The 14,497-nt window shown below is 67.1% G+C and carries 10 protein-coding genes; 3 read left to right on the forward strand and 7 right to left on the reverse strand.

Features of this window, described 5'->3' with window-relative positions:
• The first annotated feature begins 72 nt into the window (after positions 1-72).
• Genes CIW53_RS03300 through CIW53_RS03310 form a run of 3 tightly spaced genes read left to right on the forward strand, consistent with a single transcriptional unit; the run spans position 73 to position 7,708 of the window.
• Complete coding sequence (locus CIW53_RS03300) at positions 73-4,809, forward strand: PAS domain S-box protein (protein WP_149363258.1); 4,737 nt, start codon at positions 73-75, stop codon at positions 4,807-4,809.
• The gene (locus tag CIW53_RS03305; RefSeq protein ID WP_149363259.1) at positions 4,806-5,264 is read left to right on the forward strand and encodes a response regulator; all 459 of its coding nucleotides are present in this window, start codon (positions 4,806-4,808) and stop codon (positions 5,262-5,264) included. Before CIW53_RS03300 ends, CIW53_RS03305 begins: the two co-directional genes overlap by 4 nt.
• On the forward strand, positions 5,261-7,708 hold the full coding sequence (locus CIW53_RS03310) for an EAL domain-containing protein (protein ID WP_149363260.1): 2,448 nt from the start codon (positions 5,261-5,263) through the stop codon (positions 7,706-7,708). The genes CIW53_RS03305 and CIW53_RS03310 overlap by 4 nt, the downstream gene beginning before the upstream one ends.
• Before the next feature lie 18 nt (positions 7,709-7,726).
• Here CIW53_RS03310 and arsB read toward each other — a convergent pair whose 3' ends face one another.
• From arsB to CIW53_RS03345, 7 genes are all read right to left on the reverse strand, one after another.
• Positions 7,727-8,794, reverse strand: a complete 1,068-nt coding sequence (arsB, locus tag CIW53_RS03315) for an ACR3 family arsenite efflux transporter (protein WP_149363261.1) — start codon at positions 8,792-8,794, stop codon at positions 7,727-7,729.
• Positions 8,784-9,293 (reverse strand): arsenate reductase ArsC, encoded by a 510-nt coding sequence (locus CIW53_RS03320; protein WP_149363262.1) that lies wholly within the window; start codon positions 9,291-9,293, stop codon positions 8,784-8,786. The genes arsB and CIW53_RS03320 overlap by 11 nt, the downstream gene beginning before the upstream one ends.
• 2 nt (positions 9,294-9,295) lie before the next feature.
• The gene (locus tag CIW53_RS03325) at positions 9,296-9,772 is read right to left on the reverse strand and encodes an ArsI/CadI family heavy metal resistance metalloenzyme (protein ID WP_149363263.1); all 477 of its coding nucleotides are present in this window, start codon (positions 9,770-9,772) and stop codon (positions 9,296-9,298) included.
• Complete coding sequence (locus CIW53_RS03330) at positions 9,769-10,164, reverse strand: metalloregulator ArsR/SmtB family transcription factor (protein ID WP_242451752.1); 396 nt, start codon at positions 10,162-10,164, stop codon at positions 9,769-9,771. The genes CIW53_RS03325 and CIW53_RS03330 overlap by 4 nt, the downstream gene beginning before the upstream one ends.
• 393 nt (positions 10,165-10,557) lie before the next feature.
• Complete coding sequence (locus CIW53_RS03335) at positions 10,558-11,325, reverse strand: ribonuclease H-like domain-containing protein (RefSeq protein ID WP_149363264.1); 768 nt, start codon at positions 11,323-11,325, stop codon at positions 10,558-10,560.
• Positions 11,326-11,507: 182 nt separating this feature from the next.
• On the reverse strand, positions 11,508-13,919 hold the full coding sequence (locus tag CIW53_RS03340; protein WP_149363265.1) for a DEAD/DEAH box helicase: 2,412 nt from the start codon (positions 13,917-13,919) through the stop codon (positions 11,508-11,510).
• Positions 13,920-14,009: 90 nt separating this feature from the next.
• Positions 14,010-14,306, reverse strand: coding sequence for a 2-hydroxyacyl-CoA dehydratase (locus CIW53_RS03345; RefSeq protein ID WP_149363437.1), 297 nt, complete (start codon positions 14,304-14,306; stop codon positions 14,010-14,012).
• Positions 14,307-14,497 lie beyond the last annotated feature (191 nt).

The following is a 14,497-nucleotide window of genomic DNA, read 5'->3' on the forward strand; positions in this document are numbered from 1 at the left end:
GCCTTGGCATTGGCCGTCATTTGCTTTATGACTGGTTGGCGGCATGGACATCCCTGAGGGGGAGGATCGCGCATGACCCAACGCCAGTGGCATCCGCGATCTGCGCTGAACCGGTCGCTGACGGCTGAGGCCGGCGTGTTGCTGGTGCCTGCGCTCGGGCTTGTCGATGCGGGCATCGCGGCCGCCACGGGACAGCTGTCGCCGATGCGCGGCGCGACCGACCTGGTACTGGTGCTGTTGGCGCTTTCGACCTGGCTGGTTGCGCGCGATCGCCTGCGCGCAGGCCGCGTGCTGGCGCTGCTCACCGTCGTGCCGGCGTTGCTGGCGGCGCGCCTGAGTACGGCCGGCTGGGCCGATCCGCTGTTCGCGCCCTTGTGTGCTGCGCTGCTGCTGGTGCCGGCAATCTGCTGCAGGGGCCTGCCGGCCTCCGGCTTGCCCTGTGTGATTGCGCGCGGCGTCGCGGCGACGGCGATGTTTGTGGCGCTGGCGTGTCTGCTGCATGGATCGGGCGGCTATGCAGCGGTGGGCGAGATTCGCCCGGGCGCGCTGGTGGCCTGCGCGCTGGGTTGGCTGAGCCTGAGCTGCATCCTGCTTGGCCAAGGATTGGTCTGGTCGATTCCTTCGGCAGCTTCGGTGGCACTTTCCGGGCTCGGCTGGATGGGTGTGCTGGGCTGGCTGATCCAGTCGGCAACCCTGGTCCAGGGTGGGACGAACCTGGTACCCATCGCCTTCAACTCCGCGCTGGCTTTCGTGCTGATGGGTCACGCCCTATGGCTGCTGGCGTCGGGGCGCGCATTCAGTGCCTGGTGCCTGGGCTTGCTGTGCGTTCCGCTGGCGATCTCACCCTTGCTGGCCGAGTGCCTGGGGTGGCCGGACTTCCTCGGCGAATTGTTCTGGCGACAGCAAGGCATCACGGCAGAGGGTGCCTTGCCGGGACGGCTGGCGCCGAATACGTCGCTGGCGTTGCTGGCGGCCGAGCTGGGACTGAGCATGGCGCTGCTGGCACGGCGCAACGCCGGTCTGTGGAGTGTCGCCTGGGCCAGTGGCTTGCTGGTGCTGATGGCCGGAGCGATATCGCTTGCCGGCTACCTGTTCGCGCTGCCGGCGATGCGTACGCTCGGCGTGCATGCGCACACGCCGATGTCGCTGCCGGTCGCCGTCGGCATGGCCGTCCTCGGCATCGGGCTGGTTGCCAGCAGCCCGCGTTCGCCATGGGAGCGACGCTATCGCACGGTGATCTTTCCGGCCGTGACGTGCCTGTTGACGGTGTCGCTGTCGCTGTTGCTGTGGCTTTCGCTGGAGCGACAGCAGGTCCAGTTGCAGCAGGCCGCCGGGCAGGTCTGGCGCGAGAATGCAGAGACCCTTCTGCACGGTGGCATGGATACGCTGGTGCGTGCCACCGATCGCCTGGCGGCCCGGCTGTCCGCCACGACGGATACGCCGGGCGCGATTCGCGATCGGCTGTTCGACGCCGATGCGTCCGGCTACCTGCGCGACATGGACGGACTGCGCACGCTCGGCTACGCCGATGCCGGGCGTGTGTTGCGCCGGTTGCGGGCACCCTCGTCCTCGGACATCAGGGTCGGCGCGGTGCTGGATCGCTCCGTCAGGCGCAAGCAACTGTTCGACCGGGCCGATGCCAGCACGCAGCCGGTGCTGAGCGCGCCGTTGACGCTGATCGGCGGCAAACGCGGCCAACTGATCGTCGCGCCGGTGCGCGACAACGCGGGGATCCAGGGCTACGTGATCGGTGCGCTTGAATTCGACCAGCTGTTTCCGCGCCTGCTGGCGGCCTTGCCGGGGCAACACGGCCTGCGCATCAGCCAGGCGGGGGAGGTGTTGTATGCACGCGGTGCCGACAGCGGGGTCGCTCCGGTCAGCACGGATATTTCGTTGTACGGCCAGCACTGGCGAATGGACGTCTACCCGGATCGCGAAGGTATCGAAGCGCGCGTGCCGCAACTGGTCCTGCTGCTCGGTTTTGCCCTGGGCGGGTTGCTGGCGGTGGCGTTGCGGCTGTCCGCACTCGCGCGCGAACGGGCACGCCATGCCGAGGCCACCAGCGCCCAGTTGCGCGGGCAGGGCCGCGCGCTGGAGCGTGCACTGGAAGCGTCCCGGCTGATGATGGACAGCGCTCCGGACGTGATTTGCGTGATCGATCGCGACGGCCGCTTCCTGCAGGTCAGCGCGGCCGCCTTGCGCATGTGGGGTTACACGCCCGAATCGCTGGTGCGCGAGCCGCTGTCGCGGGTGGTCCATCCGGAGGATCGCGCAGGTACCGTGGCGGCGCTGGCACTGGTGATGCGCGGCGAACCCAATCCCGACTTCCGCAACCGCAACGTGACCCGCGATGGCCGGGTTCTTTACGTGCAATGGTCCGCGACGTGGTCGGCGCAGTCGCAATGCATGTACATGGTGGGGCGCGACTACACCGAGCTGCGCCGCGCCGAGAACCTGGAAAACCGCCGGCGCCTGGTGCTTGCCGCGGTGGCCGGCGGGCGGCCATTGCCCGAAGTGCTGGAGTCGCTGGTGACGGCTTACGAGGAGCACTACCCCGGCGCGTTGTGCTCGATCCTGCTGCTGCGTGAAGGTCGCCTCTTCCATGGCGCCGCGGTGCATCTGCCGGCGGACTATTGCCGCAGCATCGACGGCGCGGCGATCGGGCCGGAAGCGGGTTCATGCGGTACCGCGGCCTGGCGCGGCGAGCGCGTGGTAGTCACCGACATTGCCACCGATCCGCTGTGGCAAAACTATGCCTCGCTGGCGCTGCCGCACGGATTGCAGGCGTGCTGGTCCACGCCGATCCTGGCGCGTGACGGATCGGTGCTGGGTACGTTCGCGGTGTACTACACGACGCCGCGTGCGCCATTGCCGGAAGAGGTTTCCGGCATCGACACGCTGGCGGCGGTGGCGGCGGTGGCGATCGAGCATGAGCAGTCGTTCCAGCGCGTCAGCGAAAGCGAGCAGCGTTTCCGCTCGCTGTTCGACCATCATCCCGACGGCGTGTTCGCGCTGGGTCCCGACGGCCAGGTGATGCAGGGCAACCCGGCCGGTGCCGCATTGCTCGGTCTGGAGATGGTGGAATTGCGCGGCCGCCCGTTCGCGTACAGCTTCGTGGCGGCGGAGGGTGCCAGGGTACGGCAGTTGCTGACGGCTGCCACCCATGGCGAATCGGCCCGGCTCGACGTCACCGCGCAGGATGCGCGCGGCAACCGTTTCCCGGCGCATCTGGTCGGCATCCCGATCATCGTGGAAGGCGAGGCGCGCGGCGTCTTCGCCGTGCTGCAGGATCACCGCGAATTGCGCCATGCACAGCAGGCCATGGTCAGCCAGCTGGCGCTGATCGTGGCGATCGCCGAAAGCGTGAATGAAGGCCTGATCGCGGTGGATCTGGAGGGACAACCCACCTTCCTCAACCACATGGCCTCGCGGGCGCTCGGCCTGCGGGTCGACAAGCTGCCCACGGGCAGTGAACTGCCCGCCGACATGGTGGCGCCGCTGCGGCAGATCCTGGGCGGCACCGCGCTGGTGTCCGACAGCGACAGCCAGTTCGCGTTGCACGACGAGCGCACGCTGGAAGTGGCCTACCTGGCCAAGCCGCTGATGATCCACGGGAAGCTGGCGGGCGCCATGATGGCGTTTCGCGACATTGCCGCTGCCAAGGGAGCGCAACGCATCCTGCAACAGCGCAATCACTTCTTCGAAATGTCGCAGGAAGTGTTCTGCATCGCCGATCCGGTCACCGGCCGTTTCCTGCAGGTGAATCCGGCTTACGTCAAGCTGCTGGGCTTCGCGGAGGCCGAGATGCTGGCGATGCCGTTCATCGATTTGCTGCACCCGCTGGACAAGGCGCCGACGCAGGAGGCGATCGAGCGGCAGATGTCCGGCGCCGAGGCGATCAACGGGCTGCTCACCCGCATGCGCTGCGCCGACGACAGCTACCGCTGGCTCGAATGGGTTTCGATCACGGCATCCGATGGCCTGCTCTATGGCGCGGCGCGCGACGTTACCGCCCGGCGCGAGGCCGACATCGCGCTGGCCAAGGCGATGGACGACCTGCGCATCCGCAACCGCGAACTGCAGGATTTTGCCTACGTCGCCTCGCATGACCTGCAGGAGCCGCTGCGCAAGATCCAGTCATTCTCCGACCGGCTGCAATCCAGGCTGGGCAGCAGCCTGGACGATTCGTCCCACGACTACCTGCGGCGGATGGGCCAGGCCGCACTTCGCATGCAGACCCTGATCGATGACCTGCTCGCCTATTCGCGGGTGGCGACGCGCACGGCCGGTGTCGCGCCGGTCGACCTGGCTGCGGTTCTGGCGGCGGTGCTGGACGACCTGGAGGCGCGCATCGCCGAGGCAAAAGCGGTCGTCACCTTCGATCCGCTGCCGACGATCCAGGCCGATGCCACGCAGATGCGCCAGCTGCTGCAGAACCTGCTGGCGAACGCACTGAAGTTCCGCGACGCCGAGCGGCCCTGCGTGGTCGCGATCAGCGTGCGCGGGACCGGTGCGGTCTTCGAATTGCGCGTCAGCGACAATGGCATCGGCTTCGAGCCGGCTTACGCCGAGCGCATCTTCGCGCCGTTCCAGCGACTGCATCCGCGCAACGTCTACGAAGGCACCGGCATCGGCCTGGCCATCGTGCGGCGCATCGTCGAGCGGCACGGCGGCACGATCCGCGCCGAATCCGATGCTGGACAAGGGGCCAGCTTCATTGTCACTCTGCCCGTCATGTCGGCCGAACGGCTGTCTGCGGGCCGCGATGCTTCATCTATCGATGGCGAGATTCTGGAGGCGGATTCATGATGAAGGACCATGCAACATTGTCGATCCTGATGGCCGAGGACGATGCCGACGATCGGATACTGCTCAGCGATGCATTCCGCGACAGCGGCGTCGACGTCGCGCTCGAGTTCGTCCCCGATGGCGTCGAGTTGATGGCGCGGCTGCAGCGCCTGCTCGACGATCCGCACAGCAAACTTCCCGACTTGGTGCTGCTGGATCTCAACATGCCGCGCATGGACGGCCGCGAGGCGCTGCATGCCATTCGCGAACACGCCGGCCTGAAACACCTGCCGGTGATCGTGCTGACCACGTCGCGCGCGCAACTGGATATCCTGGCCAGCTACCGGCTCGGCGCCAACTCCTTCGTGACCAAGCCCAACCGGTTCGACGACCTCATCGGCGTGCTGCGCTCGCTGGAGCGCTACTGGATGGACATCGTGCAACTGCCCTCGGAATCGCAGGAGAGCAAGCCGTGAGTCTGCCGCCGCTGCGCGTGCTGGTGGTGGATGACGACGAGGACGACTTCGTCCTGATCCGCGACCTGCTGAAGGATGCCGAGGGAAGCAATTACGCGTTCGACTGGTGCGCAACTCCCGAGGAAGGCCTGCTCCATCTGCGCCGCGGCAAGCACGACGTCTACCTGGTCGACTACCTGCTGGGACCGTTCAGCGGCCTGGACCTGATCGAGAAAGTGAGCCGCGAAGGATTGTCGCGCGCCTTCATCGTGCTCACCGGCCGCGGCAACCATTCGGTGGACGTGGCGGCGATGGCGGCGGGCGCCAGCGACTACCTGGTCAAGGGTGCGATCGACTCCGAACGGCTGGATCGCAGCATCCGCTATGCGGTCGATCGCACCCACTTCGTCGATGCGCTGCGCGACAGCGAGATGCGCCATCGCCTGTTGTTCGAGCAGAGTCCGGTGCCACTGCTGGTGTTCGACCAGAGCTCGCTGTCGATCCTGACCGCCAACGATGCGGCCAACCGGCAGTATGGCCGCCTGCGATCCGGCCTGGTCGGCCAGTCATTCGAAACGCTGCTGGCCCCCGCCGAGCGCGATCGGTTTCATGCGGCCCTGCATGCGGGCGTGCTCGCATCCGGTGCCGCGAACGTGTGGGAGCACCAGTCGGCGGATGGAAAGTCGCTGCAGGTTGAGGGGATCTTCCATCCGCTGAACTACCACGGCAGTCGTGCGGTGCTGGCGCATCTGCAGGACATCACCGAGCGGCGGCATGCCGAGGCGCAACTGCGCCTGCTCGAGCGCGCGATCCAGTCCACCGGCAACGGCGTGGTGATTGCAGACGCGAAGGCCGAGGACATGCCGATCACCTTCATCAACAACGCCTTCGAACACATCACCGGATACCCCGCGGCCGAGGTGATCGGCCGCAATTGCCGCTTCCTGCAGGGCGACGAGGGCAACGCGATGGAGCGCGCCGCCATCCGCCAGGCACTGAGCGAGCAACGCGAATACTCGACCGTGCTCAGCAACGTGCGCAAGGACGGCACGCTGTTCTGGAACCAGCTCTACCTCGCGCCGGTGCGCGACGAGCAGGGCGAGGTGTCTCATTACATCGGCATCCAGAGCGACATCACCGGACATCGCGACACCGAAGCCCGGCTGGCCTACGCCGCCACCCACGACGTCTCGACCGGGCTGGCGCGGTATCCGGTGATCGAGGCGCTGCTGCAGGACCACGCGCTCCATCACGTCGGCGAACCGCTGACCCTGATCTATGCCGATATCGATCGCTTCCATGCGATCAACGAGGCGATGGGCCACGAAGTGGGCGATCGGGTGATGGCCGAGGTCGCGATGCGGATGAGCGGCGAAGTGGGCGACGCGGGGCGCGTGGCGCGTTTCACCGGCGACGAGTTCGTGGTCGCCTTGCCCGGGATCGGACTGGACGAGGCCGTGGCCGTGGCCGAGCGGTTGCGCCACGCCGTCGCGCAACCGGTGGAGATATCCGGCGGCGAAGTGCTGGTGACGATGAGCATGGGTGTGGCCAGCTATCCCGGGCGGGTTGCCGATATCGACGACCTGCTGCGCCGCGCCGAGGCATCGATGTCGCGCGCCAAGCAGCTTGGCCGCGACATGGTCTGCCAGTACTCCGAAGCGGACATGCGGCGCATGGAGGATCGCCGCATGCTCGGCATGCGTCTGCGCGGCGCCATGCTGCATGGCGAACTGCACCTCGAGTACCAGCCCGAGCTGCGCACGGCGGACCGCCTCGTGATCGGCTTCGAGGCCTTGCTGCGCTGGAACAGTCCCGACCTGGGACTGGTCATGCCCGAGCGCTTCATTCCCGTCGCCGAAGCCATGGGCCTGATGCCGGCGCTCGGCGGCTGGGTGCTCGATCGCGCCTGCGCGCAGTCGCGCGCGTGGATGGACGCCGGGCTGGGTGATTTCTTCGTGGCGGTGAACGTGTCCGCCCAGCAGATCCAGCGCGGCAACTTCGCCGACCAGGTCGCCGACGCGCTGCAGCGGCACGGCCTGCCGGCCGACCGGCTGGAACTGGAGCTGACCGAGAGCGCGCTGTTGGAAAACGCCGATCGCGCGCTGCACTCGATCAACCAGCTTTCCGCGCTGGGTGTGCGGATCGCGTTCGACGATTTCGGCACCGGCTATTCCAGCCTGTCCTACCTGCGCCAGTTCACGGTGGACAAGCTGAAGATCGACAAGTCGTTCGTGTGCGACCTGCCGCACGATCCGAGCAGCGTGGCGATTGCCACCACCGTGGTGGCGATCGGCCACCAGTTGCAGATGAGCGTGATCGCCGAAGGCGTCGAGACCGCCGAGCAGGCGCAGCTGCTGGCGGAAATCGGCTGCGACGCGCTGCAGGGCTATCTGCTCGGCCGCCCGATGAAGGCATCGGCGGTGGCCGACTGGCTGGCGCATAACCAGGTGATCCTGCCGGCCTGAGTCGGCACCACCTCGTTTTCATGGAGGGTCGGCGACACGCCCGTCGAACCAGTGGCCGGTGCGATTGACGATGCGCACCACCGAGAGCATCACCGGCACTTCCACCAGCACGCCGACCACGGTCGTCAGCGCCGCGCCTGAGCGCAGGCCGAACAGGCTGATCGCCGCCGCCACCGCCAGCTCGAAGAAGTTGCTGGCGCCGATCAGCGCTGCCGGGCCGGCCACGCAATGCGGCACTTTCAGCCAGCGGCTCAGGCCATAGGCGATGCCGGCGTTGAGGTAGACCTGGATGACGATCGGCACCGCCAGCAGCGCGATGATCAACGGCTGCGCCAGGATCGCCTCGCCCTGGAAACCGAACAGCAGGACCAGGGTGGCCAGCAGTGCTGCCGTCGACCACGGGTCGATGCGCCGCAATGCCGTTTCAAGCGCGGCGGCGCCGCGCCGGCGCAGCAGCCAGCTGCGCCAGAGCTGGGCGACGATCACCGGCACCACGATGTACAGCAGCACCGACAGCAGCAGGGTGCCCCATGGCACATGGATCGACGCCACGCCGAGCAGCAAGGCCACGATCGGTGCGAAAGCGACGACCATGATGGTGTCGTTGAGCGCGACCTGGGCCAGCGTGAAATTCGGTTCGCCGCCGCACAGTCGCGACCACACGAATACCATCGCCGTGCACGGTGCCGCGGCAAGCAGGATCAGTCCGGCGATATACGAATCGTGCTGGGCGGCCGGCAGCCACGCGGCGAACACGTGACGGATGAACAGCCAGCCCAGCAGCGCCATCGAGAACGGCTTGATCGCCCAGTTCACCAGCAGCGTGATGCCGATGCCGCGCACCTGGCGATGCACGCCTGCGAGCTGCGCAAAGTCCACCTTCAGCAGCATCGGCACGATCATCAGCCAGACCAGTGCCGCGACCGGCAGGTTGATGTGCTGCAGCTCGGCCGCGGCCAGCATCTCGAATACGGTCGGGATGAGATGGCCGAGCGCGATGCCGGTGACGATGCACAACGCGACCCAGAGGCTCAGGTAACGTGCGAAGAATCCGAGCTGCGGTGCGGCGGAGGTTTCATGACTCATCGGCGGCAGCCTGCGGTCCGATGGCGCGAAGTTGTTGCTGCAAGGCCACGCGATCCAGCTTGTCCAGGGGAAGAGCCAGCAGCAGATCGATCCGGCGCCGCAACATCATCCAGGCCGACTGGAACGCACGACGACGATCTTCGCCGGAACCGTCGGCGGCAACCGGATCGGGCACGCCCCAGTGCGCGGTGACCGGCTGGCCTGGCCAGACCGGGCACAGCTCGCCGGCGGCGTTGTCACAGACGGTGATCACGATATCGATCGCCGGCGAGTCCGCCCGTGCAAACTCGTCCCAGCTCTTGCTGCGCAGCGGTTCGGCATAGCCGAACGCCTGCGCCAGTTCCGCCGCGATCGGCTGCACTTGGCCGCTGGGGAAACTGCCGGCGCTGAACGCCCGGAAGCGGCCTTTGCCGAGTACGTTGAGCAGGGCCTCGGCCATCACGCTGCGGGCGGAGTTGCCGGTGCACAGGAACAACACGTTGTACGGTCGCGTCGACATGTTCAGCAGCAGCCGCTGCTTGGGCCGCACGCGGCGGCGGGTTTGCTGGCGGCTGCCGGGCCGCAACAGGAGCCACCCTCGCTGGCGCCGGTATCGTCCGCCGCGCCGGCATAGACGGTTGCCTCGCCATGCGTGTGGAAACTCTCCCAGCGCACGCCTTGGGGGTCTTCGGCCCAGAACTTGTCGGAATGGGCGTAGCAGCAGGTCGTGGCTTTCTCCGCCAGCGCGACGGCATCGGCGGCGTGCAGCCGCGCGCCGATCGCGGCGAGTTCGGCATCGTCCTCGGCCTGCATGCCGAGATGATCCACGCCGGCCTTGCGGCCGCGCTGCGAGATGGCGAAGTTGACCCGCGGATCGTCCAGCATCCACTTCGCGTAGTCCGGCTTGACCACGCTCGGAGCGGCGCCGAACAAGGTGCTGTAGAAGCGGATGCTGCTGTCGAGCTGCTCGACGTTCACGTGCACATGGAAGCGTTTCATCGTTTGCTCCTTGCCGGCTGGCAGGTTTTAGCGGGGGCGCAGTCGGCGACGGCCGATCCTGCGCAACAGTTCTCGGTGAGGAAACCGAGCAGGGCATTCATCTGCGGATAATTCGCGCGGCACTGGATCACCCGCCCGCGCCGCTCGTCGCCGACCATGCCGGCCCGGCGCAGGATGTGCAGATGATTCGTCAGCGTCGCCCCGGCGAGGCCGGTCGCGGCGGCCAGCTCGCCCACCGCCATGCCCTCGTCGCCAGCCTGCACCAGCAGGCGATACAGGTTCAGACGATGTTCCTGGGCGAGGGCATGAAGGCAGGCGAGCGCGTCCTTTGATTTCATAATTCCAGAATTATGGAAATAATTTCGGATGTCAAGCCGGCTATAAAAAAGCATCTTTGCGATCTGTTTTGCGATCTGTTCGTGGCATCGCGTGAAGCTTGCCCGTGGCCGCGAACTGCGTCACGCGCCCATTCTTTTCAGGATCGCTTCACCCCGAGTTGACCCCCGCAGGCTCACTTTTCTTGCCCGTCAGGATTCATGTCGCTCCTGCACGAGCCGGAAAACCGAGGAGAACGTTCATGCAGATCGATCACCCGTGCGCACACGATTCATGCAAATGCATGGTGTCCGAGCAGGGCAAGTATTGCAGCGACTATTGCCGCGACGCCGATGCGGCCCGTGACGGCTTGCCCCGCAGTGGCGAGTGTCAGTGCGGGCATGCCGAATGTGGTTTGCCGAAAGCCTCCGCCCCACGCCAGGCGGCAACGTCGACCGTGGAGTAGCGCTTCATCGGCGTGGCCCGGATGCGCCGGGAATGTCGCCCAGCGCCGACATGTACAGCAACACGCCGGCCAGGCTTTTCAGGTCCTGCGCGTTGTGCTCGGCGACGCGGCGCAGATCCTTCGCCGAGCCGCCGCGCAGATAGCTCAGCCATGCGGCCGGCGCCTCCGATCCGGGCAGGTCATCCTCGCGCACGACCCCGAGCAGTTGGCGTTCGGCGGTGGCCAGCCGGCAGTTTTCCCAGCAGCCTTTCCAGTGCCGGCGCACCGGGTGGAGCAGGTCCAGATGACCCAGCCCGGCCAGCGGATCGGCCAGCCGCGCCAGCCGGTAGCGGGTGCGCAACAGCGGCGCGTCGTAGCATTTGCCGTTGTAACTCACCAGCACCGTATCGGGTTCGATCCATTGCGCGAACGTGCGCAGCATGGCGCTCTCGGCGGCCATGCTGGTGGTGGTCAGCTGGCGCAGGCGCAGGCGGCCGTCCGCCAGCCAGTCCGCGGCGCCGATCATGAACGCGCGCGTGCCGGTACCGCCTGCCAGTCCGGTGGTCTCGGTGTCGAAGTGCAGCAGGCGACGGGTCGCGACCGGTTCCGGCCAGCGCGCGAACGCGGTTTCGATGAGCGGGGGCGGAGCGAGCCAGTCCGCGAGGATCTCGATGTAGCGCAGGCCGGGCGACAGTTCGACGCCGGACACGTCGCGATCGCTGGATGCGCGAACCGGCGGGCCGTGCCTGAGCTGGGCGTGGCGTTGCAACAGCCGGCGGACGTCGGGCGACATCGTGGAGCGGGCGGTGGCAACGGCCGATGGAGGGTGCGCAGCGTGGAGGGTCGGGTCTTTCGACTTTGCTGCGCTACGCTCAATACGAACGGGTGGGGACGAAGCGAAGGATGGGGACGGCGCGGTGGGTGAGACTTGCCCCGCTTCCGCGCGCAGCCGGCGCAGTTTCGCGATCAGCTCGCTCACAGCGCGGCCAGCAGGGCGAGCACGCGCAGGGCCGCCGCCTTCGGGCTCGCGTGTGCATCTTCATCGGCGGCCAGCACCGGGCCGACGCAGGCCGGACAGCCGCCGCGGCAATCGCAACGTTCGATCAGGCTTTGCGACCGGGCGATCAGGTCTTCCCGGCGCTCGAACAACGGCGCACTCAGGCCGACCCCGCCGGGAAAGGCGTCGTACAGGTAGACGGTCGGGGTGAACGGCGCATCCGCCGCCAGCGAGGTGGGCTGGCCGTCCGCGCCGCGGAGCTGGCCACGCCCCGAGATGTCCGCGCTGACAAACCAGGCGCCATCGCCGCTGCCCACGGATTTCTGCAGGTCGCGCGACTCGGCCATGACGGCGACGGTGGCCACGATGTGGATCGCGCAGGCGGCGCCGAGGAAGCCGTCGAGCGCCTGCTGGCGATCGTCGAACTCGGCGTCCAGCACGCGTTGGGTGAGCTGCCACCACACGGCGGTGGTGTGCAGCTCCTGGTCGGGCAGGTTGACCGGGCCGTAACCGATGTTCTCGTGCGAGTAGTAGCGGATCTTCTTGTAGCCGGCGACGCGTCGCACCACATGCACTTCGCCATGGTGCGCGTGGCCGCGGCCGGCCGACGAGCTGTCGAAGCAGTCGAGTACCTTCAGCCGGGTGTAGTCGATGGCGTCGGTGTAGTAGTCGACATGGGTGCGCGTCACGTAGGCCTTGCGACCCTCCCAGTCCAGCCGTTCGACCTGGAACGGGACCGACTGGATCATGTGGATCGCGCCCTCGTACAGGGTCACCGCCGCGGCGCTGAAGTCCACTTCCGCGATGATGGTCTGCTTGCCGCCGGTGCGATCGACCACCACGAAATTGCCGTCGGCAACCGAGCGCAGCGACACCGCGTTGGCCGGATAACTGTCGGCGATCCATTCCCAGCGATCGCCCTCACGGTGCAGCACGCCTTCTTCGCCGAGGATTTCCAGCCATGGTGTCGCCGCTTCATTGCCGAACACCTCGTCGCCCCTGAATGGAAGTTCGAACGCGGCGCAGCGGATATGGTCGAGCAGGATCAGCGGCTGGTCGGGCGCGATGCGCGCATGTTCCGGCGAGGCGCCCTGGAAGAATTCCGGGTGGCGCACGAGGTATTGGTCGAGCGGGTCGGAGCTGGCCACCAGCACGCCGAGCGCCGATTGCTGGCGGCGCCCGGCACGGCCGAAACGCTGCCACGTCGCGGCGACCGAGCCGGGATAACCGTTGAGCACCACCACGTCGAGGCTGCCGATGTCCACGCCCAGTTCGAGCGCGGACGTGCTCACGATGCCGTCGACGTTGCCGGCGCGCATCTCGCGTTCGGCCGCGCGGCGCTCCTTCGGCAGATAGCCGCCGCGGTAGGCGCGGATCCGCGGCGGCTTGCGCGGGTCATGGTCGAACACGTCCTTCAGGTATTTGGTCAGCACCTCGACCATGCTGCGGCTCTGCGCGAACACCAGGGTCTTCATGCCCGACTTGATCGCCAGCCGCGCGATGCGGTTGGTCTGCGAGCGTGCGGAGGCGCGCAGGCCGAGATCCGGGTTGATCACTGGCGGGTTCCACAACAGCACGTGCTTGTCGCCGGTGGGGGCGCCGCTGCGTGTGATGGCGATGACCGGACTCTCGATCAGCGCCTCGGCATGCTCCTGCGGGTTGCCGATGGTGGCCGAGCACAGGATGAATTGCGGGGTGACGCCATAGAACGCGCAGACGCGTTGCAACCGGCGGATCACGTTCGCCACGTGCGAGCCGAACACGCCGCGATAGGTGTGGATCTCGTCGATCACCACGTAGCGCAGGTTCTCGAAGAACTGCGCCCACTTGGTGTGATGCGGCAGGATCGCCTGGTGCAGCATGTCCGGATTGCTCACCACCACGTCGCCGTGCAGCCGGATCGCCTGGCGGGCGTCGCCGGGCGTGTCGCCGTCGAAGGTGAAGGCCTTCACGCCGAGGTTGCCGGCCTGGTTGAGTTCCAGCAGCTCGGCGACCTGGTCCTGCGCCAGCGCCTTGGTCGGGAACAGGTACAACGCTTTCGCGTTGTGCTGCATCGCCGCCGCGATCACCGGCAGCGTGTAGCACAGCGACTTGCCCGAGGCCGTCGGCGTGACCACCGCGACATGCGCGCCCGCCTGTGTCGCGACCCAAGCTTCGTGCTGATGGCTGTAGAGCTGCCCGATCCCGCGCTCGCGCAATGCGTTCGCCAGTGCGGGCGGAAGATCCTCGGGCAAGGGCGCGAACGAGCCCTCCCGACCAGGCACCACGAACGCGCCGGTGATCCGTGACGCGTACCGTTTCGACAGGCGCTGGGCCAGCGTTCGCCCATCGCCTGGCCCGCGCAGGATGACTTCGTCGGACGCCTGGTAGCGGTCGGGGAGAGCATTCATTCGCGGCGGCCTGACTGACGGAATCGCAGTAGACCGGCGGCGGGTCTCACGGGATGAGACCGGGCGGGTTCGGCAATGTCGCGGCGGGCGTCAGTCCTTCGGCTTGCGCGTCCGCCGTGGTTTCGCCTGCGCCGCCACGATGAGCTGCTGCAAGTACGCAATGCCTTCTTCTTCGGGGAAGAACGCGACCACGTCGGCAACGCTCAGGTCGTGCCGCTTGCGCAATGCCAGAAATTCATCGCGCGCCGTCGCCAGTCGCTGGGCGGCGGCGGCCTTCTTGCCGAGCGGTTTCGAGGGTGGCTGCTTTTCAACTTTGCTTTCGACCTTGCTTTCGAGCCTGGCGAGTTCTTCCTGGAACTGGCGGTAGTCATATTTCGGGGTGGTCATGAATGGCGAGTTGTCAGGGAGTGGATGGATTTTCGCACGGCGCCGGCGTTGCGTCGCCACGCTGGTTCCGTTCATCGGCGCGACGAACCTGCCTTGCGCCGGGTTTGGGCAGGAGCATGACTTCCGGCAGGGTGCTTGCCATTGATTGATACATTATAATGTTCCATTCGAGGTTTCCTCCCCAGATACGG

The sequence above is a fragment of the Rhodanobacter sp. T12-5 genome (assembly GCF_008329435.1).
Taxonomy (GTDB): domain Bacteria; phylum Pseudomonadota; class Gammaproteobacteria; order Xanthomonadales; family Rhodanobacteraceae; genus Rhodanobacter.

Bases quoted from the DNA above. Each gene is read 5' to 3' on its own strand.
- CIW53_RS03300 (WP_149363258.1), top strand. From the start codon at position 73: ATGACCCAACGCCAGTGGCATCCGCGATCTGCGCTGAACCGGTCGCTG.
- CIW53_RS03305 (WP_149363259.1), top strand. From the start codon at position 4,806: ATGATGAAGGACCATGCAACATTGTCGATCCTGATGGCCGAGGACGAT.
- arsB (WP_149363261.1), bottom strand. From the start codon at position 8,794: ATGAGTCATGAAACCTCCGCCGCACCGCAGCTCGGATTCTTCGCACGT.
- CIW53_RS03320 (WP_149363262.1), bottom strand. From the start codon at position 9,293: ATGTCGACGCGACCGTACAACGTGTTGTTCCTGTGCACCGGCAACTCC.
- CIW53_RS03325 (WP_149363263.1), bottom strand. From the start codon at position 9,772: ATGAAACGCTTCCATGTGCACGTGAACGTCGAGCAGCTCGACAGCAGC.
- CIW53_RS03330 (WP_242451752.1), bottom strand. From the start codon at position 10,164: ATGCTTTTTTATAGCCGGCTTGACATCCGAAATTATTTCCATAATTCT.
- CIW53_RS03335 (WP_149363264.1), bottom strand. From the start codon at position 11,325: ATGTCGCCCGACGTCCGCCGGCTGTTGCAACGCCACGCCCAGCTCAGG.
- CIW53_RS03340 (WP_149363265.1), bottom strand. From the start codon at position 13,919: ATGAATGCTCTCCCCGACCGCTACCAGGCGTCCGACGAAGTCATCCTG.
- CIW53_RS03345 (WP_149363437.1), bottom strand. From the start codon at position 14,306: ATGACCACCCCGAAATATGACTACCGCCAGTTCCAGGAAGAACTCGCC.